This window comes from Nocardia rhamnosiphila NBRC 108938, from assembly GCF_000720425.1.
In the GTDB taxonomy this organism is placed as follows: Bacteria; Actinomycetota; Actinomycetes; order Mycobacteriales; family Mycobacteriaceae; genus Nocardia; species Nocardia rhamnosiphila.
On record NZ_JOAJ01000003.1, the window covers coordinates 216633 to 242567 of the forward strand.

The 25935-nt window shown below is 69.8% G+C and carries 21 protein-coding genes; 2 read left to right on the top strand and 19 right to left on the bottom strand.

Annotation, left to right across the window (positions count from 1 at the left end):
• Positions 1-80 precede the first annotated feature (80 nt).
• Together IG75_RS0112805 and IG75_RS0112810 are read left to right on the top strand one after the other, a co-directional pair.
• Positions 81-854 (top strand): SigB/SigF/SigG family RNA polymerase sigma factor, encoded by a 774-nt coding sequence (locus tag IG75_RS0112805; RefSeq protein WP_030521464.1) that lies wholly within the window; start codon positions 81-83, stop codon positions 852-854.
• 193 nt (positions 855-1047) lie between these two features.
• Entirely contained in the window at positions 1048-3198 is a 2151-nt protein-coding gene (locus tag IG75_RS0112810) for a molybdopterin oxidoreductase family protein (protein WP_030521465.1), read from the top strand.
• 56 nt (positions 3199-3254) lie between these two features.
• Here IG75_RS0112810 and IG75_RS0112815 read toward each other — a convergent pair whose 3' ends face one another.
• The 19 genes from IG75_RS0112815 to pyrR all read right to left on the bottom strand — a co-directional run bounded on the left by IG75_RS0112815 (position 3255) and on the right by pyrR (position 25851).
• On the bottom strand, positions 3255-3602 hold the full coding sequence (locus tag IG75_RS0112815; RefSeq protein WP_030521466.1) for an MmcQ/YjbR family DNA-binding protein: 348 nt from the start codon (positions 3600-3602) through the stop codon (positions 3255-3257).
• 66 nt (positions 3603-3668) lie between these two features.
• Positions 3669-4979: an RsmB/NOP family class I SAM-dependent RNA methyltransferase gene (locus tag IG75_RS0112820; protein WP_030521467.1), complete on the bottom strand. Its 1311-nt coding sequence runs from the start codon at positions 4977-4979 to the stop codon at positions 3669-3671.
• Between the two features lie 866 nt (positions 4980-5845).
• Positions 5846-6766 (bottom strand): methionyl-tRNA formyltransferase, encoded by a 921-nt coding sequence (fmt, locus tag IG75_RS0112830; RefSeq protein ID WP_030521468.1) that lies wholly within the window; start codon positions 6764-6766, stop codon positions 5846-5848.
• Positions 6766-7308 (bottom strand): peptide deformylase, encoded by a 543-nt coding sequence (gene def, locus IG75_RS0112835; protein ID WP_030521469.1) that lies wholly within the window; start codon positions 7306-7308, stop codon positions 6766-6768. The genes fmt and def overlap by 1 nt, the downstream gene beginning before the upstream one ends.
• Before the next feature lie 231 nt (positions 7309-7539).
• On the bottom strand, positions 7540-8493 hold the full coding sequence (locus tag IG75_RS0112840) for an esterase/lipase family protein (protein WP_030521470.1): 954 nt from the start codon (positions 8491-8493) through the stop codon (positions 7540-7542).
• Positions 8494-8627: 134 nt separating this feature from the next.
• Positions 8628-9299, bottom strand: a complete 672-nt coding sequence (locus IG75_RS0112845; RefSeq protein ID WP_051714547.1) for a PadR family transcriptional regulator — start codon at positions 9297-9299, stop codon at positions 8628-8630.
• 480 nt (positions 9300-9779) lie between these two features.
• Entirely contained in the window at positions 9780-12152 is a 2373-nt protein-coding gene (locus IG75_RS0112850; protein ID WP_373863741.1) for a primosomal protein N', read from the bottom strand.
• 14 nt (positions 12153-12166) lie between these two features.
• Positions 12167-13378 carry a methionine adenosyltransferase gene (gene metK, locus IG75_RS0112855; protein ID WP_030521473.1) on the bottom strand — a complete coding sequence of 404 codons (1212 nt, stop codon included), beginning with the start codon at positions 13376-13378 and terminating at the stop codon, positions 12167-12169.
• 272 nt (positions 13379-13650) lie between these two features.
• Entirely contained in the window at positions 13651-14871 is a 1221-nt protein-coding gene (gene coaBC / locus IG75_RS0112860) for a bifunctional phosphopantothenoylcysteine decarboxylase/phosphopantothenate--cysteine ligase CoaBC (RefSeq protein WP_030521474.1), read from the bottom strand.
• A 40-nt stretch (positions 14872-14911) separates the two neighbouring features.
• Complete coding sequence (gene rpoZ, locus IG75_RS0112865) at positions 14912-15190, bottom strand: DNA-directed RNA polymerase subunit omega (protein WP_030521475.1); 279 nt, start codon at positions 15188-15190, stop codon at positions 14912-14914.
• Between the two features lie 62 nt (positions 15191-15252).
• Positions 15253-15825 carry a guanylate kinase gene (gene gmk / locus IG75_RS0112870; protein WP_051714602.1) on the bottom strand — a complete coding sequence of 191 codons (573 nt, stop codon included), beginning with the start codon at positions 15823-15825 and terminating at the stop codon, positions 15253-15255.
• Between the two features lie 20 nt (positions 15826-15845).
• Positions 15846-16166, bottom strand: coding sequence for an integration host factor, actinobacterial type (gene mihF, locus IG75_RS0112875; protein WP_030521477.1), 321 nt, complete (start codon positions 16164-16166; stop codon positions 15846-15848).
• Positions 16167-17079: 913 nt separating this feature from the next.
• On the bottom strand, positions 17080-17904 hold the full coding sequence (pyrF, locus tag IG75_RS0112880) for an orotidine-5'-phosphate decarboxylase (RefSeq protein ID WP_030521478.1): 825 nt from the start codon (positions 17902-17904) through the stop codon (positions 17080-17082).
• A gap of 11 nt (positions 17905-17915) precedes the next feature.
• Positions 17916-21275 carry a carbamoyl-phosphate synthase large subunit gene (gene carB, locus IG75_RS0112885; RefSeq protein WP_030521479.1) on the bottom strand — a complete coding sequence of 1120 codons (3360 nt, stop codon included), beginning with the start codon at positions 21273-21275 and terminating at the stop codon, positions 17916-17918.
• Entirely contained in the window at positions 21275-22393 is a 1119-nt protein-coding gene (carA, locus tag IG75_RS0112890; RefSeq protein WP_030521480.1) for a glutamine-hydrolyzing carbamoyl-phosphate synthase small subunit, read from the bottom strand. The genes carB and carA overlap by 1 nt, the downstream gene beginning before the upstream one ends.
• Positions 22390-22887 carry a PH-like domain-containing protein gene (locus IG75_RS0112895; protein WP_030521481.1) on the bottom strand — a complete coding sequence of 166 codons (498 nt, stop codon included), beginning with the start codon at positions 22885-22887 and terminating at the stop codon, positions 22390-22392. The genes carA and IG75_RS0112895 overlap by 4 nt, the downstream gene beginning before the upstream one ends.
• Positions 22887-24209 (bottom strand): dihydroorotase, encoded by a 1323-nt coding sequence (locus tag IG75_RS0112900; protein ID WP_030521482.1) that lies wholly within the window; start codon positions 24207-24209, stop codon positions 22887-22889. Before IG75_RS0112900 ends, IG75_RS0112895 begins: the two co-directional genes overlap by 1 nt.
• A 56-nt stretch (positions 24210-24265) precedes the next feature.
• Complete coding sequence (locus IG75_RS0112905; protein ID WP_030521483.1) at positions 24266-25222, bottom strand: aspartate carbamoyltransferase catalytic subunit; 957 nt, start codon at positions 25220-25222, stop codon at positions 24266-24268.
• A complete protein-coding gene (gene pyrR, locus IG75_RS0112910; protein ID WP_030521484.1) occupies positions 25219-25851 on the bottom strand; it encodes a bifunctional pyr operon transcriptional regulator/uracil phosphoribosyltransferase PyrR in 633 nt (210 codons plus the stop codon). Before pyrR ends, IG75_RS0112905 begins: the two co-directional genes overlap by 4 nt.
• Between the last annotated feature and the right edge of the window lie 84 nt (positions 25852-25935).

Sequence of the window (25935 nt, forward strand, 5' to 3'; positions counted from 1 at the left end):
ACGAGCACGCTCGGGAATCGGCGAGTGAGGCCGACACCGCCGAAGCCGACGCCGAGGCCGATACCGAAACGCGCGAGGAGCTGGAGAAATCGTCCTCGGCGGGCGGATACGATGATGTCGCGGATCTGTTCGTCCGGCTCGCCGATGCCGAACCGGATTCGGCGGAGCAGGCGGCGCTGCGCAACGAGTTGATCGCGCGCTGCATTCCCCTGGCCGACCACATCGCCCGGAAGTTCAGTGGACGCGGGGAGCCGTTCGACGATTTGACCCAGGTGGCCCGGGTGGGCCTGGTGCACGCGGTGGACCGTTTCGATATCTCGCGCGGTTCGAACTTCCTGTCGTTCGCGGTGCCCACGATCATGGGCGAGGTGCGCCGGTATTTCCGGGACAACACCTGGGCGATGCGGGTGCCGCGCCGGGTCAAGGAGACCCATTTGCGGATCGGCGCCGCGGTGGATTCGCTGTCGCAGTCGCTGGGTCGTTCGCCGACGGCCAAGGAGATCGCCGCCGAGCTGGATGTCGATCCGGACGAAGTGACGCAGGCCGTGATCGCCGGTAACGCCTATCAGCCGACATCGATCGATGCCGCCTCGGTGGGACGCGATACGGACGCGTCCCTGCTGGACACGCTCGGCGAAGAGGAAGCGCAATTCGACCGGGTCGAGGAGTACGTGGCGATCCGGCCGCTGCTGGCCGGGTTGCCCGAGCGGGAGCGGCGGATTCTCACCATGCGGTTCTTCGAATCGATGACCCAGACGCAGATCGCGCAGCAGATGGGTATTTCACAGATGCACGTATCGCGCATTCTCGCCAAGACGCTGGCCCGGTTGCGCGAACAGTCGGCCCGGGAGTAATCGCCGCACCTGTTGTGCCCGCTTCGCCGTTCGGTCTACCCTCATCGTTGAGAGTATGAGTGGGTATTTATCTCAAACGACCATTCCGAGAGCCCGCTTTTCTCCCCAGCAACCGACCAGCCGGATCAGCCCGTAATCCGGCGCTCCTGCGGGTCGCGCGTCGACGACGACGCGGCGGAAGGTGACGTGAGTGATGACCGCTGAAACCATCGCCCGGCAATGCACCCTGTGCGAAGCGCACTGCGGCATCCTGGTGACCGTCGAGGACACGAAAGTGGCCAAGGTCGAGGGAAATCCCGACGATGTGCTGTCCAAGGGCTACATCTGTCCCAAGGCCACCGCCATGGCGGGCCTGCACGACGATCCGGACCGGCTGCGCACCCCGGTACGCCGGGTCGGCGAGAAGTTCGAACCCATCGGCTGGGACGAGGCCTTCCGCGAGATCGGCGACCGCCTGCGCCGGGTGCGCCGGGAGCACGGACCGCATTCGGTGGGCATGTACCTGGGCAATCCGGCCGCCCACAATTCGGCGATCATGTATGCCTTCGCGCTCCGCATGGCGCTGATGACCCGCAATTTCTACACGGCCTCCTCGATCGACCAGTTCCCGCAGGAATTCGTGGCCTGGCAGATGTACGGGTCGAATTTCCTCATGCCCATCGCCGATATCGACCGCACCGACCGGATGGTGATCATCGGCGCCAACCCGGCGGTATCCAACGGATCGGTCACCACCATGCCGGGCGCACGCAACCGCATCAAGGATGTGCGCGCCCGCGGCGGCAAGGTCGTGGTGATCGATCCCCGGCGTACCGAGACCGCCCGGCTGGCCGACGAGCACGTCTCGGTCCTGCCGGGTGGCGATCCCTATCTGCTGCTGGCCGTTCTGCACGTACTGATCACCGAGGATCTCTGTGACCGGACCGCCGTCCGCACCCAGTGCGCCGGACTGGACGAATTGCGCGAACTGGTCGCCGGTTTCACGCCCGAGGACGCCGCCCCCTACGCCGGTGTGGACGCCGAGACGATCCGGCGGCTGGCCCGCGAGCACGCGGCCGCGAAATCGGCGGTGATGTACGCGCGGATCGGGGTGTGCCAGACGCTGACCGGCACCGTCACCCACTGGCTGGTCAACACCATCAACGCGATCACCGGAAACCTCGACAGTCCGGGCGGCCAGATGTATGCCACCCCGGCCGTGGACCTGCTGCCGCTGGCGCGCCGGGTGTCGCCCAACTACGGCGCGTGGACCGACCGCTCCGGTAAATACAAATCGTTCCGGTTCGAACTGCCGGTGGCCGCGCTGGCCTCGGAGATCCTCGACGACGGCCCGGACCGTATCCGCGCCATGATCACCTACGCGGGCAACCCGGTCCTGTCCACCCCGCAACGCGGAGAGCTCGACAAAGCGCTGGGTTCGCTGGATTTCTATGTAGCCGTGGACATGTACATCACCGAGACGACGCGGCACGCCGACATCATCCTGCCGCCGCTGTCGCCGCTGGAACGCGAGGATCTCGACATCCTGCTCACCATGTTCAGCGTGCACAACAACATTCGCTTCAACGCGCGAGCCGTCGCACCCGAGCAGGAGGGGCTGGAGGACTGGGAGATCATGGCGCGGCTGACCACCGAGATCCTGCCGCTTCCGCTGCGCTCGCTCACCGGCCGCGCCCTCAACGCGGTCTTCGCCCGGTTCAGCCCGCTGCGGGCCGCGGCGCTCGGTATCGCGGTCGGCCCGCACGGCGTACTGCGCCGGGGCCGTAAGGGTGTGACCGTGCAGAAAGTGCGCGAAGCCCGCGGCGGTATCGACCTGGGCCCACTGCAGCCGCGGCTGCATTCGCTCATCGCCACCGCCGACCGCAGAGTTCAGCTGGCGCCGCGGCAGTTCGTCACCGAGGCGCGCCGGCTCCTCGACGAGGCGCGCGCGGGCGGCGCGGACCGCGACCTCGGTTTCGATCTGCGCCTCATCGGCCGGCGCCATCTGCGCAGCAACAATTCCTGGCTGCACAATGTGCCGTCGATGGTGAAGGGCCGCGACCGCTGCACCGCGCTCATGCATCCGCAGGACGCGACCGCGCGCGGACTATCCGACGGCGGCCGGGTCACGGTGAGCTCACCCATCGGCTCCATCGTGGTGCCGGTGGAGATCAGCGACGAGATCCGGCCGGGTACGGTCGCCATCCCGCATGGCTGGGGTCACGGCGAGCCGGGAGTCGGCTGGACCGTCGCGGCCGCGGTACCGGGCGCGAATGTGAACCTGCTGCACGATCCGGAACAGGTGGACCGTATCTCCGGTAATGCCGCGGTCAACAGCACCTGGGTGAAAGTCCACGCCGTATAGGCGGGTGCCTGCCGAGGGCCGGGCCGTACCGGCTCGCCCCCGGTGGGAGCGTACGGTCACAGGTCGCGCTCGCGGGCGCGCCGTAGCCGCGCGGGCGCGACCAGCCACCAGGCCGCGTCCAGCAGTTCGCGCAACTGGCCGGGATCGACGCGGTGGAGGTCGATGAGGATGTAGGGGTAGCCGTCGTAGTGCGGGATGGTGTAGAAGGCGGGGTCGCCGGAGGCCAGCAGCGCCTCCTTCTCCACCATCTCGCAGCGCAGCGCGAGACCGCCCTCGGCTTCGGTGCGCAGCCGCGCGAAACTCTTGCCCGCCGCTTTCAGAGCCGGGGTGCGGTAGGAGGTCGATTCGGCGACCTCCGGCAGCTCGGTGGCCATCCGTACCACGTGCGCCCAGGTGATACCCATAGCGACAGTGTGCCGGGCGCGGACGCGGCAGGTTCGGAAATCCGTGGCCACTCGCGCGCCCGGCGGCTAAGCCGGTTTGCGCAGCACGGCCACGAACATGGCATCGGTCCCGTGCCGATGCGGCCACAGCTGGACGGCCGGGCCCGCACCGAGCCCGGTGACACCGGGTAGCAGCGGGCGGGCGTCGAGCTGTTCGGCGCCGGTGCGACGAACCGTATCCGCCACTACGGCAACGGTTTCCGGCAGATGAGGCGAGCAGGTGGAATACACCACCACACCACCGGGGCGCACCAGGTCCCAGGCCGCGGTCAGCAGTTCGCGCTGCAGAGCGACCAGATCGGCGATATCGCCGGGGGTCCGCCGCCACCGGGCCTCCGGGCGGCGGCGCAGCGCGCCGAGACCGGTACACGGAGCATCCACCAGGATGCGGTCGTAGCCCGCCGCCAGACCGCTGTCGCGGCCATCGGCGATATGCACCTGCACGGGCAGCCCGCGCGTCGCGGTGCGGACCAGTTCGGCCCGGTGCGGGGCCGGCTCGACCGCGTCGACCCGGAAACCGTCGATATCGGCCAGTGCCCCGAGCAGCGCCGTCTTCCCGCCCGGACCGGCACACAGGTCCAGCCAGCGGCCGCCGTCGGCACCGTGCAGCGGGGCACGGGTGAGTGCCAGGGCCACCAGCTGACTGCCCTCGTCCTGGACCGCGGCCATGCCCTCCCGCACGGGTTCCAGCGCGCCCGGGTCACCGCCCTCCAGATACACCGCGTACGGCGACCACCGGCCCTCCTCGCCACCGGTGACCAGCGCGAGTTCCTCGGCGGTGATATCGCCGGGACGCGCCACCAGGTGCACCAGCGGCCGGGCGTCGTCCGCGGCGAGCAGCTCCGGCAGTTCACCCGCGTCCGCGCCCAGCGCATCGGCGAACGCCTGCGCGATCCACATCGGATGGGCGTATTCGAAGGCCATGCGGCCGATCGGATCGGCGGGGGCGAGCCGCTCGATCCACTCCTGCGGACTCCGCTCGGCGACGCGGCGCAGCACCGCGTTGACGAAACCGGAACGCCCCGTCCCGGATTCGGCACGGGCGAATTCGACCGCGGTATGCACCGCGGCGTGGGGTTCGACCCGGGTGCGCAGCAACTGGTAGGCGCCGAGGCGCAGGATATCCAGCAGCGAGCCGTCGATCTCGCCGATCTCACGACCGGCGCAGTCCGCGATCACCGCGTCGAGTACACCCAGGGCCCGGCACGCTCCGTAACCGAGTTCGGTGGCCAGGGCCGCGTCACGTCCCTCCACACGATATTCGCGCAGCAGTCCGGGTAGCACCAGGTTGGCGTAGGCGTCCCGTTCGCGGACGGCGCGCAGGGTCTCCAGCGCCACGGTGCGCGCCGGATCAGCGGGCGTGCGCGCGGCGGCACCATGGCCCCGCCCGGGCCGGTCCCGAGCCGGACCGTCGGCCCGCTTCCCGGCGCCGCGACCTTGCGCGGCCGCCGACGAGCCCCGGCGCCGATCCCCGCGCCGGTCGTCCCGGCTGTCATCCGTTCGTTTCCGGGCGGCACCGGTGCCCGCGGGGGCTCCACTCCGGCCGGCACGGTCGGACGCTCCGGCCGCGCGACGGCCCCGACTCACACCGTTCTCCCGGTCGGGACGGCGGCCACCGCCCGCACCGCGACCGGGCTCGGCCCCGCGGTGACGCGGCTGCCCGCGGTCCCCGCCGGACTCACCGGATCCCGCGGTGTCGGGTCGATCCGGGCGTCGACGTGGACCGGAGATGCCCTCGGGATTGCCCCGGGGCTCCCCGGCCGGACGATCTCGGCGGGATCCGGCCGTGCGATCCGGCCGGTCGCCGGACGGACGCCGGTCGGTACGGGAACCGCCCTCGCGCCGATCCTGCCGGGAGCCGGCCGGCGGCTCGCCCCGGCGCAAACCTGCCGAGCGCTGGTCCTGCCGCGCCGCGCCCGACCGCTCGCCCTGCCGGGCATCATCCGCACGCTCGCCCCGGCGGAAACCGCCCGGACTCCGGTCCTGCCCGGACCCGGACGTACGCTCGCCCCGGCGAGAATCGCTCGCGCGCTGATCCTGCCGGGATTCGGCCGGATGCCGGCCCGATCCGGGCCCCGCCGAACGGCCGCCCGGCCCGAGATCACCCCGGCGCTCCGGCGATTCGTTACGCGGGGCGCCGGATTCGGTCGCGCGGGGGTCGGCATGACGCCGGAAGCCCCGGGGCCGGTCGCCGCTCGCGCCGGTCATTCGACCACCGCGCCGGGCGCCGGACGGGCGCCCCGCGCCCAGTCGAGTGCGGCCATCATCCGTTTGCCCTGCGGCTGCACCTGATCCAGCCGTACCGCGGTGGTGGCGGTACCGACGAGAACACCGGTTTTGCGCACCTCGATCCGCCGCTCGGGCAGCACCTCTTCGACCAGCTCCACCGGGCCCAGTTTGAGACGGTTCCCGGCGACCGTGGTCCAGGCGCCGGGGAACGGGGTCACCGCCCGGATGGCGCGGCCGACCGCCAGCGCGGGCTGATCCCAGCGGACCTGTGCCGCCTCGACGGTGATCTTGGGTGCGTAGGAGACCCCGTCCGCCGGTTGCGGAATCGCCTGCAGGGTGCCGTCCTCGACACCGTCGAGGGTCTGCTCCAGCAACGCCGCGCCGCTGTCGGACAGCCGGCCCAGGAGATCGGCGGCGGTATCGGTGACCGCGATCCGCTCGGTCACCACGCCGTAGACCGGTCCGGTGTCCAGACCGGTCTCGATCCGGAAAGTGGACGCGCCGGTGATCTCGTCACCGGCCGCGATGGCGGCCTGGACCGGGGCCGCGCCACGCCACGCGGGCAGCAGTGAGAAATGCAGATTGATCCAACCGTACTTCGGAATCTCCAGCACCCCCGGCGGTAGCAGCGCGCCGTAGGCCACCACCGGGCAGCAGTCCGGTGCCAGCTCCGTGAGCGCCTCGACGAATTCGGGATCGCCGGGCTTACCCGGGGTGAGGACCGGAATACCGTGTTCGTCGGCGAGTTGCCCGACCGGTGAGCGTTTCAGCTTCCGGCCACGCCCGGCGACGGCGTCGGGCCGCGTCACCACGGCGACCACCTCGTGCCGGGAATCGAGGAGCCGGCGCAGCGACGGGACCGCCGGGTCGGGAGTACCGGCGAAGACGATCCGCATCAGCGGTCCCGCTCGGCGAGAGCGCGGCTCGGCCGGACGGTCAGCCCGGCGATGAACCAGTCGGATTCACGGATGGTGCGCATGGCCTGCTTCCGGTCGGGGGGGTCGAGCCGGTCGATGAACAGAGTGCCGTCCAGATGATCTGTTTCGTGCTGCACACAGCGCGCCAGCAGTCCTTCGGCCTCGAATTCGACCGGGTTGCCTTCCACGTCCACGCCGGTCGCCCGCACCCGCATGGCCCGCCTCGTATCGTGATTGACCCCCGGGATCGACAGGCAGCCCTCCGGACCGATCTGTTCCTCCTCGTCCAGCGCGGTCCAGGTCGGGTTGATCAGATGCCCGCGGGCGTCGCGGGTGTCGTAGACGAACACCCGCAGGCCGACACCGATCTGCGGGGCCGCCATCCCCACTCCGCCGTCGTCGTACATGGTGTCGGTCAGATCGGTCACCAGCTGCCGCAGTTCGGGGCCGAACTCGGTGACCTCCGCCGCGCGGGCTCGCAGGATCGGATCGCCGAAGAGGCGGACGGACTGGACGGTCACGGTAGCTCCCGAAGACATGTGGCAGGGCAGGAAGGTTTCATTCTAGGTAGCCCGGCACGACCGTGCTCAGGGCGTCCGCGCACACCTCCGGTCCGCTCCGGGTGGTCGGCCTACGCGGCCGGGCCGCACGTTCGCGTATACCTCTCCCCTACGCCGGTCGGTCACCATTCGTAGCCGGGGTCACGAGGGCCCCGGCTACGAGGCACCGGAGGCGACGCCGTCGACCCGGCCTCAGATGTTCCCGCCGATGATCACCTGCGGGATGCCGGTGCCGAGCGGTACCGGCACGCATACCGGTTCGGGGGCGTGTTCGGGGTCGAGGGTCTGGAACAGCAACTGGAACACGTACGGGTCGTAGACCATGTGGAAATGGCCGGTGAGGTCGACCGGGCAGCGGTCCTGCAGGACGATGTTGTGTGCCCCCGCTCCGCGCAGGGCGATATTGCCGAAGGGCTGGATCACTTCGTCGACCCGGCTGCCGACCGTGGTGTAGCGCACCCCCGGCACGGTGTCGCCGCCCGCATTGAGTTCCCGCATGAACGGTGAACCCTGCACCTGCTGGACCGCCGCCACGGAGACCGCCCTGGTCGCCAGGTCCATCGCGCCCGGAAGCTGCTCGGCAATCGGGACCAGGCCGTACAGCACCCCGCCGTAGGTGGGCGAGGCCAGGCCGACCCAGTTGCCGACGTAGGGCGCGCCGCCGAGCTTGTTGATGTAGTAGCGGGTGACATTGGCGCCCTGGGAGAATCCGACCAGATCGACCTGCCCGGCTCCCGTCGCGGCGCGTACCTCGTCGACGAACTGCGCGATCTGGTAGGCGCTGAGCACGATGTCCTCGGTGCCGTAGGTACCGGCGCCCGGTTTACCCCCGTAGTTCAGAGCGAAGACGCAGAAGCCGTGGTCCACGAGCTGCGGCCCGATGACCGACCAGTCGGTGTAGGCGCTCGCGTCGGTGCCGTGCGCGAGGATCACCGGTCGCGGATGGGCCGCGTCCGGGACACACCCGAAATCGTTCGCGCCGCGGGGCACCGCGTCCGGATGGGATTTCATATAGAGCACCGCTCCCAGCTGGTCGGGTTGCGGTGGAGCCGGGTCCGTGGGGACCGACGCGGGGAGGTAACCGGCCGGCTGGGCGGTGCTCTCGACACTCGCGAGCAACACCGACCCAGCCAGTGCGACAGCCACGGTCACCGCCCGCAGAACACGCCTGCCGGTTTGTGAACCGTCCCGCCCCATCGGCCATCGAAGTTGTTTCACACCACAATCTTCTACCCTGTCGGCTCGGTGGAACACCGGGGCCGAAGGTTTTGATCACCCCGTTACTTTCCGGAGTCCTCGTCTCCGGCGAGGATGCGGTACAACGCTTTCCGGGCATCGGTGAGCACCTCGGCCGCCTTGGCCGCCTGCTCCGGGGTGCCTGCCGCCGCCACCTGCGCGACCGCGCCCATGAGCGGGCCGATCAGGGCCCGCAGATCGCTGGTGTGCGCGCCGACCCCTTCCTTGACATCGGCCCACGGGTCCCCGAGCTCTGCCCGGTTCTCCGTCACATGAGCTGTCCCTGTCTCGGTCAGTTGCGCTGTCTTGCGGCCGGCGACTTTCTCGATGGTGATCAAACCCTCGTCCTCCAACTGCGACAGCGCCGGATAGATGGATCCGGGGCTGGGCCGCCAGAGGTCGTCACTGCGTTCGCGGATCTGCTGGATCAGCTCGTAGCCGTGCATGGGGCGCTCGGCGAGCAGCAGCAGGATCGCCGCCCGTACGTCGCCGCGCCGGCCCCGGCCGCCCCGGCCGCGGCCGCGTCCGAATCCCGGGCCGAAACCCGGTCCGAAGCCGGGGCCGAAACCGGGACCGAAGTCCCCGCCGAACCCCGGGCCGAAACCGGGCGGGCCACCGTGCCGGAACGGACCGCCCGGACCGAAGCCGCCCGGACGGGGGCCGCGCCCACGACGCCCGCGACCCCGGCGAAATTCTGTGTTCTCGATGTTCTCCATAGCAGCCTCCTGAGCTACTCGATCGGTTTGCGTAGCATCGACGATATATCGTCAATCTATCCAACGCAACCCTCTGCCGGATTGATTCCTCGATCGTCCCGACACCACGCGGACAGCGGCGCCACCGAATGGCCGTCCGCCTCCGCCACCACCAGCCGGAGGTTCCCTCGGCGCGCGGACACCGCCCCTCGCCGCCGTGGACGAGCTGCTCCCCGCGGAGCCCGAACACTGCGCGGCCCTGATCGTCGACCGGGTGAATCGGTCCGGCTGCGCTGCCGCCGCCCCGATCTCCGACCGACCGGTTCGAAGCCGCCTGGTCGAGTGCTGCCGAAGCGATGGATCGGCGTACGCGACCAGAGTGCGACACCGGCATGCTGAACGACTCCTCCGCCGCGGCCCTGCGGATGCGCGACCGGGCAGCCTGCTCGCCACGGTCTGCCGCACGGCCTCGGTGCGCCATATGGCCCCGGCCCGGTCAGGTCAGCCGATTTCCAGCGGGTCTATCTGAATCCGCGGCGGCGACTCCGCCCGCTGACTGCTCCGGATCGCCTGCGCCGCCGTGAGCGCCCGCGCCAGCGCCGCGCCACGTGTTCGCGGCGTACGCAGCAGCACCCGTTCGACCTCGGCACCCGGGTCGTCGCTGTCGCCGCGCGCGCCGGAGGGCAGCCGCGCGGCAGCCGGTAGCGGCACCGGGCCCAGCACCTCCACCGCCGCCGGGAGTTCGGCGGCGGCGAGCAGTCCGGCGACACCGTCCGGAGTGCCGTCCACCGCCGCCATCCGCACCGCCGGCGGGAATCCGACCTCGGTCCGCTGCGCCAGTTCGGCGGCCGCGTGCCCGGCCGGATCCCAGCGCAGCAGCGCCTGCACGGTCGGCACGGCGGGATCGGCCATCACCAGCACTTCACCGTCCGGCCGCACCAGGGCCGCGGCGCTGAGCCAACGGCGCAGGGCGTCCTCCGCGGCGCGCAGATCGGCGCGGCCGAGCAGCGCCCACCCGTCCAGCAACAGCCCCACCCCGTATCCACCGGCAAGCAACGGTTCGGCCCCGACGGTGGCCACCACGACCTGGGGCCCGGGCGGCACCGTGTCCAGTACGGCCGCGCCGCTGGACCCGCGGATCGGCACCCCGGGGAATGCCCGGCCGAGTTCCTCGGCGGTCCGTGCCGCACCGATGACCACGGCGCGCAACACCCGGCCCCCGCAGGCCGGGCACCGGAACGCCGCCTCGGTGCGCCCGCACCAACGGCAGACCGGACTGTGCGCCGCCCCCGGATCCCCGGCGGGACGATCCGACCCGGGCAACGACAGCGGCCCCACACACCGGCGGCAACGGGCGGGTGTACGGCATTTGGTACAGGCGAGCGCCGGAACGTACCCACGGCGCGGCACCTGCACCAGCACCCCGGACCCGGCGGCGAGTGCCTTCCGGGCCGCGGCGAAGGCGGCGGCGGGGATCCGGATCGCGCGTGCCATCGGATCGCGTTCGAGCGCGGTATCGCTGTCCCCCGGGGCGCTGATCCGCGGCGCGGCGGCCCGTACGGTCGCCCGGTCGGCCAGCAGATCGTGGGCCCATCCGGTTTCCACGACGGCCTGGATCTCGGCGGTCCGGGCGAACCCGGCAGCCACGAACGCCGCACCGGTGTCGTGAGCGCGGAGCATGGCGACCTCCCGCGTGTGCGGGTAGGGGGCGCGGGGTTCGGCATAGGTGTCGTCGCCGTCGTCCCAGATCGCGATGAGACCCAAATCCACAGCGGGGGCGAAAACCGCACTACGGGTGCCCACCACCACGCGCGCGGTGCCGCGCAGAACAGCCAGCCAGCGCCGGTACCTGGCCGCCGGTCCCAGCCCCGCCGACAAGCCGACCGCGGCATCACCGACCAGCCGTTCACATTCGCTTAGCACCCGGTCGAGGTCGCGCTGGTCGGGCACCATCAGGATCGCGCTGCGGCCCTCCGCGGCCACCACCGCCGCGAGCTCGGCCAATCGCCGCGCCCAGTCCTCTCCCGGCAGTGCCTGCCACGCCGCCCGCGGCCCCCGGCGGCCCGCGAGTGCGGTCAGGAAGGCGCCCCCGTGCCGGTACCGGCGCCAGGCGCCGGTGTCCACTCCGGTGGGAAGTGCCGCGCGTCCCGCCACGCCCAACCCGGTACCTACGACTGGCGCAGGTTCCATACGCGGCTCGGCCTCTGCGCCCAGCTCAGCGTCCGCACGCAACCCGGCGCCCACGCCAGATCCGGCGTCCGTTGCTGTCCCGGAATCCGAATCCGCCCCGGCGTCCGCTCGCAACCCGGCGTTCGTGCCCGCCCCGTCATTCGCACCCGACTCTGTCTCCGCGCCCGGCCCTGCCTCGGCATCCGGCCCTGTCTCCGCGGTTTTCTTCGCCGGCCCCCCGTTCTCCACCCGCGCGTGCCGCGGTGGGATCGCCAGGCGCAGCACGTCGGCACGGGTCCCGGCGCACCGCGCCGCCACGGTCGTCGCGAGGCGCAGGATCTCCGGGGTGAGCACTTGTTCGGCGGATACCACCCGCTCCAGCCGGACCAGTTTGCCCGGGTGATCGGATTCGGCGTGCCGGGACAGCAGATAACCGTCCACCAGCCGCCCCGCGAACCGGACCCTCACGCGGACACCGGGGCGGGCGATTTCGGCGAGCTCGGGCGGCACCAGGTAGTCGAAATCACGGTCCAGGTGCGCGGGGGTGAGTAGCGGCAGCACCCGGGCGATCGGGTTCTCGACCGGCCCCGAGGCCGCGGGCGCGGCCTTCTTCGCGCGAGCGGCCCGGCGGCGCGCCGGGCCCGACTCGGCCGACACCCCCGCCGACGCGGGGTCGGCGGGGGTGTCGGTGGGTGGTCGATCCACGCGGGACGTGGAACTTACAGTCCGGCGGCGGCGCGCAGCTTGTCCGCGCGGTCGGTGCGCTCCCAGGGCAGATCGATATCGGTGCGGCCGAAGTGCCCGTAGGCGGCGGTCGGCGCGTAGATCGGGCGCAGCAGATCCAGGTCGCGGATGATCGCGCCGGGGCGCAGATCGAACACCTCGGAGATCGCCGACGAGATCTGGGCCGGATCGACCTTCTCGGTGCCGAAGGTCTCTACGAACAGCCCAACCGGCGCCGATTTGCCGATCGCATACGCGACCTGCACCTCGACCCGGTCCGCCAGACCGGCGGCGACCACGTTCTTGGCGACCCAGCGCATGGCGTAGGCGGCCGAGCGGTCGACCTTCGAGGGGTCTTTGCCGGAGAACGCGCCGCCACCGTGGCGGGCCATACCGCCGTACGTGTCGACGATGATCTTGCGGCCGGTCAGGCCGGCATCGCCCATCGGACCACCGAGCACGAACTTGCCGGTGGGGTTCACCAGCAGGCGGATATCGGAGATGTCCAGGTCGGGGATGGCGATATCGGCCAGCACCGCGTCGACGACCTTTTCCCGGATATCGGGGGCCAGCAGATTGTCCAGATCGATATCGGCGGCGTGCTGGGTGGACAGCACCACGGTGTCCAGGCGTACCGCCTTGTCACCGTCGTACTCGATGGTGACCTGGGTTTTGCCGTCCGGCCGCAGATACGGCAGCACACCGGTCTTGCGGACCTCGGTGAGCTTGCGCGACAGGCGGTGGGCCAGCGCGATCGGCAGCGGCATGAGTTCGGGGGTGTCGGTATTGGCGTAACCGAACATGAGGCCCTGATCGCCGGCGCCCTGCTGTTCGATCTCGTCGTCGGAGCCGCCGACCCGCGCCTCGTGCGAGGTGTCGACACCCTGCGCGATATCGGGCGATTGCGCACCGATCGCGATATTCACGCCGCAGGAGTTCCCGTCGAATCCCTTTGCCGAGGAGTCGTATCCGATCTCGAGGATCTTCTCCCGGACGATATGCGGGATATCCGCATAGGCCTCGGTGGTGACCTCGCCGGCCACATGCACCTGACCGGTGGTCACCATGGTTTCCACGGCGACCCGGCTGCGGGGATCCTGGGCCAGAAGAGAGTCGAGGATGGAATCGCTGATGGCGTCACAGATCTTGTCCGGATGACCTTCGGTCACGGACTCACTGGTGAATAGCCGGCTACCGGACGTGCGCACAGTTTCCCTCTTCCTCAACGGTTACTCGTGTCCGGAGGGACCGTAGCGCACGGCTCCGGTCACGCCCCTGGACTCCCAGACTATTAGAACGGGCGGCGTAATTGGGGTTTCGGACACCATCCTGGACGGGTTTCCGGCCGTGGTGTCCGCTCCGCGGCACGCGCACCCCCGAGCGGGCTGGATCGTATCGCGTTCGCGCCCTCGGCGGGCACCTCTCACGCCGCCACGGCCGTGGCAACAGCCGGATCTCGCGATTCGGCGGGCACCCGGGCTCAGCTCAGCAGGGGACCCAGCGCGTCCAGGACGCGACTGGCCAGCAGCGCCTTGGATCCGTGGTCGAGCGCCTGTTCGCTGCCGTCCGCGCGCAGCAGCCAGCCGTCGTTGGTGTCGACCTCGAACGCCTTACCGTCGCCCACCGCGTTCACCACCAGCAGATCGCAGCCCTTACGGGCCAGTTTCGCCCGTGCGTGGGTGATCACGTCGCCGTCCGCGTCGCCGGTCTCGGCGGCGAATCCGACGATGGCCGTTCCGGGCAACCGGCCCTCCCGGCGCTCCTGGACCAGACCGGCGAGGATGTCCTCGTTCTTGGCCAGGGCGATGGTGGCGGGTTCGTCCTTGCCCTTCTTGATCTTGGCGGCGGCCACCGTGGCGGGCCGGAAATCGGCGACCGCGGCGGCCATGATCACCGCGTCCGCGCCGACCGCATGCTTGTCGACCGCGGTCTTCAGCTGTTCGGCCGTGGTGATGTGGACCAGCTCGACCGCGGCCGGCGGTGCCATCTCGATGGTGTTGCCGGCGATGAGCGTGACCTGGGCGCCGCGCTGGGCGGCGACCCTGGCGAGCGCGTACCCCTGCTTACCGGAGCTGCGGTTGCCGAGGAAACGGACCGGGTCCAGCGGTTCGCGGGTGCCGCCCGCGGTGATCACCACCCGCCTGCCCACCAGGTCCCGCGGTATGGCGTCGGGGCGTTCGAGCAGCAGTGACGCGAGGCCGAAGATCTCCTCGGGTTCGGGCAGGCGGCCCGGGCCGGTATCGGTACCGGTGAGCCGGCCGGACGCGGGCTCCATCACGGTGGCGCCGTGCGCGCGCAGAGCCGCCACATTCGCGACGGTCGCCGCGTGCTCCCACATCTCGGTGTGCATGGCGGGCGCGAACAGCACGGGACATCGGGCCGTGAGCAGGGTCGCGGTGAGCAGATCGTCGGCGCGCCCGTGGGCGGCCCGCGCCATGAGGTCCGCGGTGGCGGGCGCGATGACGACGAGCTCCGCCTCCTGGCCCAGCCGCACATGCGGCACCTCCGGCACATCCGAGAAGACCCCGGTGTGCACGGGATGGCCGGACAGCGCCTCGAAGGTCGCCGTGCCCACGAACTGCAGTGCCGCCTCGGTGGGGATCACCCGGACGGTATGACCGGTCTCGGTGAACCGCCGCACCAGCGCGCACGCCTTGTACGCGGCGATTCCGCCGCCCACCCCGACAACTACCCGCGCCATCGCGCGCCTCCTGCCCTATCGGCCCATCACCGGCCGGCGGTCATTCGCCTTCGGTGTGCTCGAGCAGATCGCTGTGGATCTCCCGCATCGCCACCGACAGCGGCTTCTCCTGCGGCAGCGGCTCCACCAGCGGGCCGACGTATTCGAGGATGCCGTCACCCAGCTGGTTGTAGTAGTCGTTGATCTGGCGGGCCCGTTTGGCCGCGTAGATCACCAGGCTGTACTTGGACGAGGTGCGGTCGAGCAGCTCGTCGATCGGCGGATTGGTGAGGCCGACCGGGGTGTCGTAGGCGGGCGTAGCGGTATCCGTACTGCTCACTGAGGAAGCTCCTGCGGGGTCGGTGGCTCGGCTGCGCGGCGGCTCTCCGGCCGCGCAACTGGCTACGAATTGGAATTCGTGCTGACGAACAACGATACCAACTGCGCGCAGGCGCTGGTCACGGTGTCGTTCACGATCACAGTGTCGAACTCGTCACGTGCGGCCAGTTCCACCCGTGCCGTCGCCAGGCGGCGTTCGATGACCTCCGGCGATTCGGTGCCGCGGCTGCGCAGCCGGTCCACCAGTTCCTCCCAGCTGGGCGGCGCGAGGAACACCAGCACGGCCTCCGGCATCACCCGCCGGATCGAGCGTGCTCCTTCGAGATCGACCTCGATCAGTACCGGCAGCCCCTCCGACAATGCGGCGCGCACCGGCGCGGCCGGCGTACCGGACCGCTGCAACCCGCCGTGGATATCCGCCCATTCGAGCAGATCGCCGGACTCGATCATCGCGTCGAACTCGGCCCGGCTGACGAACCGGTAATCACGACCGTCGACTTCACCGGGACGCGGGTCCCGGGTCGTCGCCGAGACACTGAAAACCAGTTCCGGCAGCCGTTCGCGGACACATCGCACCACGGTGGATTTGCCCACGGCCGAGGGGCCGACCAGTACAACCAGCCGACCCTTCGTCATGTTCTCGATCACCGAGGGTGTCAGGCGCCGAGATCGAATTTGGCGAGCAGCGCCTTGCGCTGCCGGTCACCGAGACCACGCAGCCGGCGGGTCGGCGCGATCTCGAGCTCGTTCATGATCTCCTCGGCCTTGACCTTGCCGACCTTGGGCAGGGCTTCCAGCAGTGCGCGCACCTTCATCTTGCCGATGATCTCATTGCTCTCGGCCTGGCCGAGGACCTCTTTGAGGTCGGTGCCGCCGCGCTTCAGGCGATCCTTGAGTTCTGCCCGCTCACGGCGAGCGGCAGCCGCCTTCTCCAGAGCAGCGGCGCGCTGCTCATCAGTCAGCTGGGGAAGGGCCACGGTTCCTCCGTCTCATCATTCCTGCATCAAAACCTGCCGAACTACCCGGCAGTCTCAGCGACCGTACCCACGACGCCCCCGGATTGCGAACCCACCCCCCAGGTCAGGGCATGAATCGGACCCGGTATCGCCCCCTTGCCGACCCGCCCGCATCCCTGCTTGCCGTAACTGCGGCCCGCACCCCCTTGCGCACGAAACAGCCTGCCATCAGCGGCTTTTCGAGCAAGAACCGGAGTTGCGGCGCGATAACCACACGTGCGATCGACCTGCTGGCTACCGCCCAGCCGCCCTACCAGGAATTTTCTGGGAAATTTTCGCCCGAGCCCCTGCTGAGCGAGCGGAAGCGGCTCCGGCAACAAGAAACGAGCCCTCCCGGACCCCGCGAGACAACCCATGAGGCGCCCGTATCGTCCGTATATGTACAGCGTACAGCGGACGGCCGGGTGGGCATATGTGAATGATCCGGATCGAAGGCGAGTACCAGATGCCGGCCCCCTCCGGCGTCTGTCGACATCCGATCCAGCCCTCGAGTGCCGACGCAACCCGCATGCGTCGAGTTTTACGAGACACCTCGAAGGGTTGAGGCCCGTCTCGCCCCTTGGCCGAAGGTGCTCAACGGTCGCCCGCTATGGACGGCCCACCGCACATCGCATGAGCCGAAGGCTCGAGTCCCGAGGCCGAAACGGCGAGATCGAGGGGGCCTCGACCCCGCGCCGCCGCAGGCGGCGCCAAAAACACAGCACCTTCACAAACAAGCCCACACATCTGCCTCCCCGTGCGAGCCCACTTCTCCCCTACGAAACGGCCGCCACGCCGTCACAAAGCAAGCCCACGCCGCCGCCTGCACGGGCAAGCCCGTTTCGCACCCTCGCGCGAAGCCCACAGCCCGTCTCGAGCACGCACGGCACCCCCTTCACCGGAGGAAGGCGAACTCCTCCTGAAACTCGGCCAGGCGGCCGCGTAGCGCTTCGACCGAGGGTCCCGCCCGGAGCACGTCCCGGGACACATTGGGTACCGCCGCCCGCCACAGCGGACGCGGCAGCAGTGCCCGGACCTTCTCCGCGGTGCCGCCCTGCGCCCCGACTCCGGGGAGCAGGATCGGCCCGTTGAGCATGGTGAGATCCGGGGTCTCGGTGAGTGTGGCGCCGACCACCACCCCCACCGAACCCGGCTGCCCGGCCGGATTGAGCTGGGCGGCGTCGTCGACCACCGTCTGCGCGACGGTGCGGCCGCCGACCGTCGCCTGCTGGATCTGGGCGGCTTCCGGGTTGGAGGTGGCGGCCAGGACGAACACGCCGCGGTGGTTGGCGTGGGCCAGCTCCAGGGCCGGGCGGAGGGCGCCGAAGCCCAGGTAGGGCGATACGGTGACCGCGTCCGCGCCCAGCGGGCCGTCGGCGAGCCAGGTGCGGGCGTAGGCGTCCATGGTGGAGCCGATATCGCCGCGTTTGGCGTCGGCCAGGACCAGGGTGCCCGAGGCGCGCAGCACCTCGATGGTGCGTTCGAGCACCCCGATCCCCGCGGCGCCGCAGGCCTCGAAGAAGGCGACCTGTGGTTTGACCAGCGCCACCGTTCCGTCGAAGGCTTCGACGCAGCGCTCGGCGAAGGCCTCGAGCCCGTCGGCGTCCTCGGACATACCCCAGGCCGCGAGGAGGGCGGGATGGGGATCGATCCCGACACAGATCGGCCCGTGGGTGTTCATGGCGGCGGCCAGCCGCTCACCGAACGTCGTGGTCGTCATCGCCCGCGCCCTCAGCCGCGCAACGCCGAGTGCAGTTCCTGCAGCGACCGCACGCCCAGCCCGCCGTTGATACTGGCCTCGATGCCCTGCACGGCTGCCGCGGCGCCCTGGACCGTGGTGATACAGGGGATGTTGACCCCGACCGCGGCACTGCGGATCTCGTAACCGTCCACCCGGGGCCCGGAGTTGCCGTAGGGGGTGTTGATGACCATATCGACCTCCCCGTCGCGGATCTGGTCCACGATGGACGGCTGCGGGGGTGTATGGCTGCCACCCGCGGGGGAGACCGGATCCGAATGCTTACGGACCTGCTCGCAGGGGATTCCGTTGCGGCGCAGCATTTCCGCGGTTCCGGCGGTTGCCAGGATACGGAAACCGAGATCGTGGAGGCGTTTCACCGGGAACACCATGGCGCGTTTGTCCCGATTGGCGACGGAGACGAACACGGTGCCCTCGGTGGGCAGCGACCCGTACGCCGCGGATTGGCTCTTGGCGAACGCGGTACCGAAGTCGGCGTCGATGCCCATGACCTCACCGGTGGATTTCATCTCCGGTGAGAGCAGCGAATCCACCTGGCTGCCGTCGGCACTGCGGAAGCGGTGGAACGGCAGTACCGCTTCCTTGACCGCCACCGGAGCGTCCAGCGGGACATGCCCGCCGTCGCCCTCGGGCAGCATGCCCTCGGCGCGGAGTTCGGCGATGGTGGTGCCGAGCATGATCCGGGCGGCCGCCTTGGCCAGCGGTACGGCGGTGGCCTTGGAGACGAACGGTACGGTGCGGCTGGCGCGCGGATTCGCCTCGAGGACGTAGAGGACGTCGTCCTTGAGCGCGTACTGCACGTTCAGCAGACCTTTGACGCCGATCCCCTTGGCCAGCGCGACGGTGGAGCGGCGCACCGCCTCGATATCGCTGCGCCCCAACGTGATCGGCGGCAGCGCGCAGGCGGAGTCACCGGAGTGGATACCGGCTTCCTCGATATGTTCCATGACGCCGCCCAGGAAGACCTCGTGGCCGTCGCAGAGCGCGTCCACGTCGATTTCGATGGCGTCTTCCAGGAACCGGTCCACCAGCACCGGATGTTCGGGACTGAGTTCGGTGGCCCGGGAGATGTAGCCCTCGAGGGACTGCTCGTCGTAGACGATCTCCATACCGCGACCGCCCAGTACGTACGAGGGGCGCACCAGGACCGGGTAACCGATATCGGCCGCGATCTTGCGGGCCTGCTCGAAAGTGGTGGCGGTGCCGTACTTGGGCGCGGGCAGCCCGGCGGCGATCAGGACGTCACCGAATTCGCCACGGTCCTCGGCGAGATCGATGGCGGCGGCGCTGGTGCCGACCACCGGCACCCCGGCGGCGGTGAGCCGTTCCGCGAGCCCCAGCGGGGTCTGCCCGCCGAGCTGCACGATGACCCCGGCGACCGTGCCGGACTCGGATTCGGCGTGGTAGACCTCGAGCACGTCCTCGAAGGTGAGGGGTTCGAAGTAGAGGCGGTCGGCGGTGTCGTAGTCGGTGGACACCGTTTCCGGGTTGCAATTGACCATGACGGTCTCGTAGCCGGCCGCCGACAGCGTCTGCGCGGCATGGACGCACGAGTAGTCGAACTCGATGCCCTGGCCGATACGGTTGGGCCCGGAACCCAGGATGATCACCTTGTCGCGATCGGGCTGCGGGGCGACCTCGGATTCGGCCGCGGGGTCGAGTTCGTAGGCCGAATAGTGATACGGCGTCTTGGCCTCGAATTCGGCGGCACAGGTATCGACCGTTTTGAACACCGGCCGCACCCCGAGCCGGTGCCGCAGGGCGCGCACACCGCTCTCACCGGCCAGTTCCGGCCGCAGTGCGGCGATCTGGCGATCGGAGAGGCCGTGGTACTTCGCCCGCCGCAGCAGCGATTCGTCCAGGACCGGGGTCTCCAGCAGTTCCGCGCGCAGGTCCACCAGTCCGGCGATCTCGGCGACGAACCACGGGTCGATCCCGGAGGCGGCGGCGACGTCCTCGATACTCGCCCCGAACCGCAGGGCGCGCTCCACCTGGTAGATCCGGCCCTCGGTGGGGGTGCGCAGATCCGCCAGGATCTCCGCGATCACGGCGTCGATATCGGCCTGATCCGTGGAGGCCGGTGCCCACCTGCCGTCCGCGGCGGTCCAGAACCCGGCCGCTTTGGTTTCCAGCGAGCGCAGCACCTTACCGAGCGCCTCGGCGAAATTGCGGCCCAGCGACATGGCCTCGCCCACCGATTTCATGGTGGTGGTCAGGGTGGGATCGGCGCCGGGGAACTTCTCGAACGCGAACCGCGGCGCCTTCACCACGACATAGTCGAGGGTGGGTTCGAAACAGGCCGGGGTCTCCTTGGTGATGTCGTTGACGATCTCGTCGAGCGTGTAACCGATGGCCAGTTTGGCCGCGATCTTGGCGATCGGGAAACCGGTGGCCTTGGACGCCAGCGCCGAGGACCGCGAGACACGCGGGTTCATCTCGATGACGATGAGCCGGCCGTCGGCCGGGTCCACCGCGAACTGGATATTGCAGCCGCCGGTGTCCACCCCGACCTCACGCAGAATCGCGATACCCAGATCACGCATCTTCTGGTACTCGCGGTCGGTGAGGGTGAGGGCGGGGGCGACGGTCATGGAGTCGCCGGTATGCACACCCATGGGGTCGACGTTCTCGATCGAGCAGACGATCACGACATTGTCGCGCCCGTCACGCATCAGCTCGAGTTCGTATTCCTTCCAGCCGAGGATGGACTCCTCGATCAGCACGTTCGCGGTCGGCGAGGCGGCCAGGCCGCCACCGGCGATCCGGTCGAGATCGGTATCGTCGTAAGCCATCCCGGACCCGAGCCCGCCCATGGTGAACGAGGGCCGCACCACGACCGGGAAGCCCAGTTCCGCGACGGTGTCGCGGACCTCGTCCATGGTGTAGCAGACCCGGGAGCGGGCACTCTCCCCGCCGACCCGCGCCACGATGTCCTTGAATTTCTGCCGATCCTCACCGCGCTGGATCGCCTCGAAATCGGCGCCGATCAGCTCGACCCCGTACTTCTCCAGCACCCCGCGCTCGTGCAGCGCGACCGCGGTGTTCAGCGCGGTCTGCCCACCGAGGGTGGCCAGCAGCGCGTCGGGACGTTCCTTCTCGATGACCTTTTCGACGAATTCCGGGGTGATCGGCTCCACATAGGTGGAATCGGCGAACTCCGGGTCGGTCATGATGGTCGCCGGATTCGAGTTGACCAGCGAGACGCGCAGCCCCTCGGCGCGCAGCACCCGGCACGCCTGGGTGCCCGAGTAGTCGAACTCGCACGCCTGACCGATGACGATCGGGCCCGAACCGATGACCAGAATATGTTCGAGGTCGGTACGGCGTGGCATCAGGCTCCCTCCATAAGACCGGAGAACCGGTCGAACAAGTACGCGGCGTCATGGGGCCCGGCGGCCGCTTCCGGGTGGTATTGCACGGAGAAGGCGCGGCCGTCGATCAGGCGCACCCCCTCGACGACGCCGTCGTTGGCGCAGACATGGCTGACCTCGGCTTTGCCGAACGGGGTGTCGAACTGCTCGCCGCGCTCCCCCTCCAGCGCGAACCCGTGGTTCTGCGCGGTGATGGAGATACGGCCGGTGTCGTGTTCGACGACCGGGATATTGATCCCCCGGTGCCCGAATTTCATCTTGTAGGTGCCGCGGCCCAGCGCCCGACCCAGGATCTGGTTACCGAAGCAGATACCGAACAGCGGCAGCCCCTTGTCGAGGATGCCCTGGGTCAGGGCGACGGCGGTATCGGCGGTGGCCGGGTCACCCGGACCGTTGGACAGGAACGCGCCGTCGGGTTTCAGTTCCAGGATCTTGTCCAGGCTCGTCGAGGACGGCACCACGTGCACCCGCATACCGCGCGCGGCGAACATCCGCGGAGTGTTGGATTTGATCCCGAGGTCGACGGCGACCACGGTGAACCGGGGAGTGCCTTCCGGTTCCACGGTGTAGATCCGCTCGGTGCTGACCTCACCGGCGAGATCGGCGCCCAGCATGGACGGCTGGCCGGTGACCCGGGCGAGCAGTTCCTCGGTCTCGGCGAGCGCCGGGCCGGAGAAGATCCCCGCCTTCATCGAGCCGCGGCTGCGCAGATGCCGCACCACCGCGCGGGTGTCGATACCGGCGATGCCGACGATGTTCTGCTGTTCCAGCTGTCCCGGCAGGGTGCCGCTGGACCGCCAGTTCGAGGCGCGGCGCGCGGGATCACGGACCGCGTAGCCCGCGACCCAGATCTGCTGCGATTCGTCGTCCTCGTCGTTCCAGCCGGTATTGCCGATCTGCGGGGCGGTGGCCACCACGATCTGCCGGTGATAGCTGGGATCGGTGAGGGTTTCCTGATATCCGGTCATCGCGGTGCAGAACACCGCTTCGCCGAGGGTCTGGCCCACCGCGCCGTAGGCGGTGCCGCGGAAGACCCGTCCGTCTTCCAGAACCAGGGCTGCGGCCGTTGTTGTCGTCATTTCTCGTCGTCTCCCGTCGTTGCCCGCGCCCAGGCCGGATACACCGTTTTGTCGTCGCCGCGGAACCCGGTGTCGATCTCGGTCCCGGACGGCAGCGTCCAGCGGATCACCAGGACGCCGCCCTCGCTCATGACCTTGCCCGCGTGTCCGCGTTCGGTGCGGATCACGGAGATGGACTCCTCCGGGATCCAGATCGCGGACGCACCCTGCCGTTCCAGCAGGATTCCGTGTTCGAAGCGGGTGAGCTCCGCGGTCGCGCGGAAGCCGAGGTCGCCGACCGCGATCCGGTCCTGCCAGCTCGGCGCGATGGTGCTGCCGAGGTAGAGGCCGGTGGTCGGATCCAGGACCTGCGCGCCCGTCTCCTCCGGTACCGGCGGCAGGTCGCCGATGCGGTCGGCCTGCCGGGCGGCGCGGTTACGCCAGCCCCGGTACATCAGGTAGACGAACAGCGCCCACAGCAGAACGCAGCCGATAACCCACAGTGTCCGCTCCATCAGCGCTCTCCTACTCGTACACCCGCGGGTGCGGCGGCCACCCCGTCGCGCGCGGTGATCCGGCCGCGCAGCAGTGTCGTGGTGACCCGTCCCGGCAGCGTCATCGCCTGATACGGGGTGTTGCTCGCAATACTCGCGAGATCGCCGCCCTCCACGGTCCAGGTGGTCTCCGGGTCGACCAGCACCAGGTTGGCGGGCTCGCCCTCGGCGATCGGGCGGCCCTGGTCGTCGAGGCCGACGATCTCGGCGGGCCGTTCGCTCATCACCCGGGCGACCCCGCGCCAGTCCAGCAGACCGGGCCGCACCATGGTCTCCACCACGACGGACAACGCGGTCTCCAGACCCAGCATCCCGGGCCGCGCCGCAGCGAATTCGCAGCATTTGTCCTGTTCGGCGTGCGGGGCGTGATCGGTGGCGACACAGTCCACGATGCCGTCCGCCAGCGCCTGCCGCAGGGCCTCGGTATCGGAGCCCTCGCGGAGCGGCGGGTTCACCTTGTTCACCGCGTCATAGGTTTCCAGGCGGGCGTCGGTCAGCAGCAGATGATGCGGCGTGACCTCGGCGGTGATCGAAATACCTTGCGCTTTTGCCCATTTCACCAATTCCACGGTGCCGGCCGTGGAAGCGTGGCAGATGTGGACCCGTGCGCCCGCGTCCCGGGCCAGCAGCGCGTCACGCGCGACGATGGATTCCTCCGCGGCCCGCGGCCACCCCGCCAGCCCCAGCCTGGCCGCGGTCGGTCCTTCGTGCGCCACCGCCCCGGAGGTGAGCCGGGGCTCCTCCGCGTGCTGCGCGATGAGTACGCCCAGCGAGCGGGCGTACTCCAGCGCGCGCCGCATGATGAGCGGGTCGTGCACGCAGTGCCCGTCGTCGGAGAACATGCGGACCGCGCCCGCGCCGGTGGCCATGGTGCCCATCTCGGCGAGCTGCGCGCCGGCCAGGCCCACCGTCACCGCGCCCACCGGGTACACGTCGACCAGCCCGACTTCCTGCCCGCGCCGCCAGACATGGTCGGTGACCACCTGGGTATCGGCGACCGGCGAGGTGTTGGCCATGGCGAAGACCGCGGTGTAGCCGCCCAGCGCCGCGGCGGCGGACCCCGATTCGATGGTCTCGGTGTCCTCGCGGCCGGGTTCGCGCAGGTGGGTATGCAGATCCACGAATCCGGGCAGCAGCACCTGCCCGGTGCCGTCGACGATCTCCGCGCCCTCGGCCTGCAGGCCGGTCCCGATCTGCCGGATCACGCCGCCGGCGATCAGCACATCCACCGGCTCGCCCTCACCGTAGGGCCGCACCCCGGTGATCAGCACGTTATCGCTCACATGCTTTCCGGGCGTGCGCGAGGACCCTCCGTGGTTACGCTCCGCTGCCGACTCCGTCACGCCGCGGCCTCCTGCACTCCGACCAGGAGGCGGAACAGCACCGCCATCCGCATATGGACTCCATTCGTCACCTGTTGCAATACGGCGGCGCGCGGCGAATCGGCCACCGACGACGCGATCTCCATACCGCGCAGCATCGGGCCGGGGTGCAGCACTACCGCCTGTTCGTCGAGCAGCGCCAGCCGGCGTTCCGAGAGGCCGTAGCGGATCGAGTACTCGCGGGCCGACGGGAAGAATCCGCCGTTCATCCGCTCCGCCTGGACCCGCAGCATGAGGACGGCGTCGGCGCCGGGCAGTTCGGAATCCAGATCCGTCGAGACCCGCACCGGCCAGCCCTCGACGCCCACCGGCAGCAGCGTGCGCGGCGCGACGAGCACCACCTCCGCCCCGAGCGTGGACAGCAGGAACGCATTGGACCGGGCCACCCGGCTGTGCAGGATATCGCCGACGATCACCACCCGTTTACCGGCGATATCGCCGAGCCGCTGCCGCAGGGTCAAGGCGTCGAGCAGTGCCTGGGTGGGATGCTGATGGGTACCGTCACCGGCGTTGATCACCGCGGGGACCGAACTGCCCGACTGCCGCGACCAGTCCTCGAACCAGCGGGTGATCTGATGGGCCGCACCGGAAGCGGGATGCCGCACGATGAGCGCGTCGGCACCCGCGGCGTGCAGGGTGAGCGCGGTATCGCGCAGCGACTCCCCCTTGGCGACCGAGGAGCTGCTCGCGCTCACATTGATCACATCGGCGCTCATCCATTTGCCCGCGACCTCGAAGGAGACCCGGGTACGGGTGGAGTTCTCGAAGAACACCGTCATCACCGTGCGACCGCGCAGGGTGGGGAGTTTGCGCACTTCGCGGCCCAGCAGCGCCTGTTCGAATCGTTCGGCCTCGTCGAGCAGTTCGGTGGCGGTGTCGCGATCCAGATCGGTCACCGTCAGCAGATGTCTCACTGTCCCTCCCCCTGATGCAGGAAAACCCCGTCGCGGCCGTCGTGTTCGGACAGCAGCACCGACACGTCCTCGGTGCGCGCGGTGGGCACGTTCTTGCCGACGAAATCGGCGCGGATCGGTAGTTCGCGGTGGCCGCGGTCCACCAGGACCGCCAGCTGGACGGCGCGCGGCCGGCCCAGATCCCGCAGTGCGTCCAGCGCCGAGCGCACCGTGCGTCCGGAGAAGAGCACATCGTCGACGAGGACGACCAGCGCGTCCTCGATTCCGCCCTCGGGGACCGACGTGCGTTCCAGCGGACGATGCGGTTTGGTGCGCAGATCGTCGCGGTAGAGCGTGATGTCGAGCGAACCGAGCGCGGGCCGGACTCCGGAGAATTCCTCGATCTTGTCGGTGAGCCGATGCGCGAGAGTGGTGCCGCGGGTCGGGATACCGATGAGCACAACCCGGGGCGTGCCGGGATCGCCCGAATCCAGGGCGGTGCGTTCGATGATCTGGTGTGCGATCCGCGCGATGGTGCGGCCGACATCGGAGGCGGAGAGCAGTTCGCGCCCTGTCGCGACCCATTCCGGGGTGTGCCGCTCGGGAGGTGACGTCGCCTCGGCAGCACCGCGTTCTTCGGGCACGGCCATACCGACCTCCTTCCCCGCCTCACTGGACGGTCCGTTAAAGGATGTCTTACGCCGAGCAGCCTATCAGCCGCCGAACGGGGACTT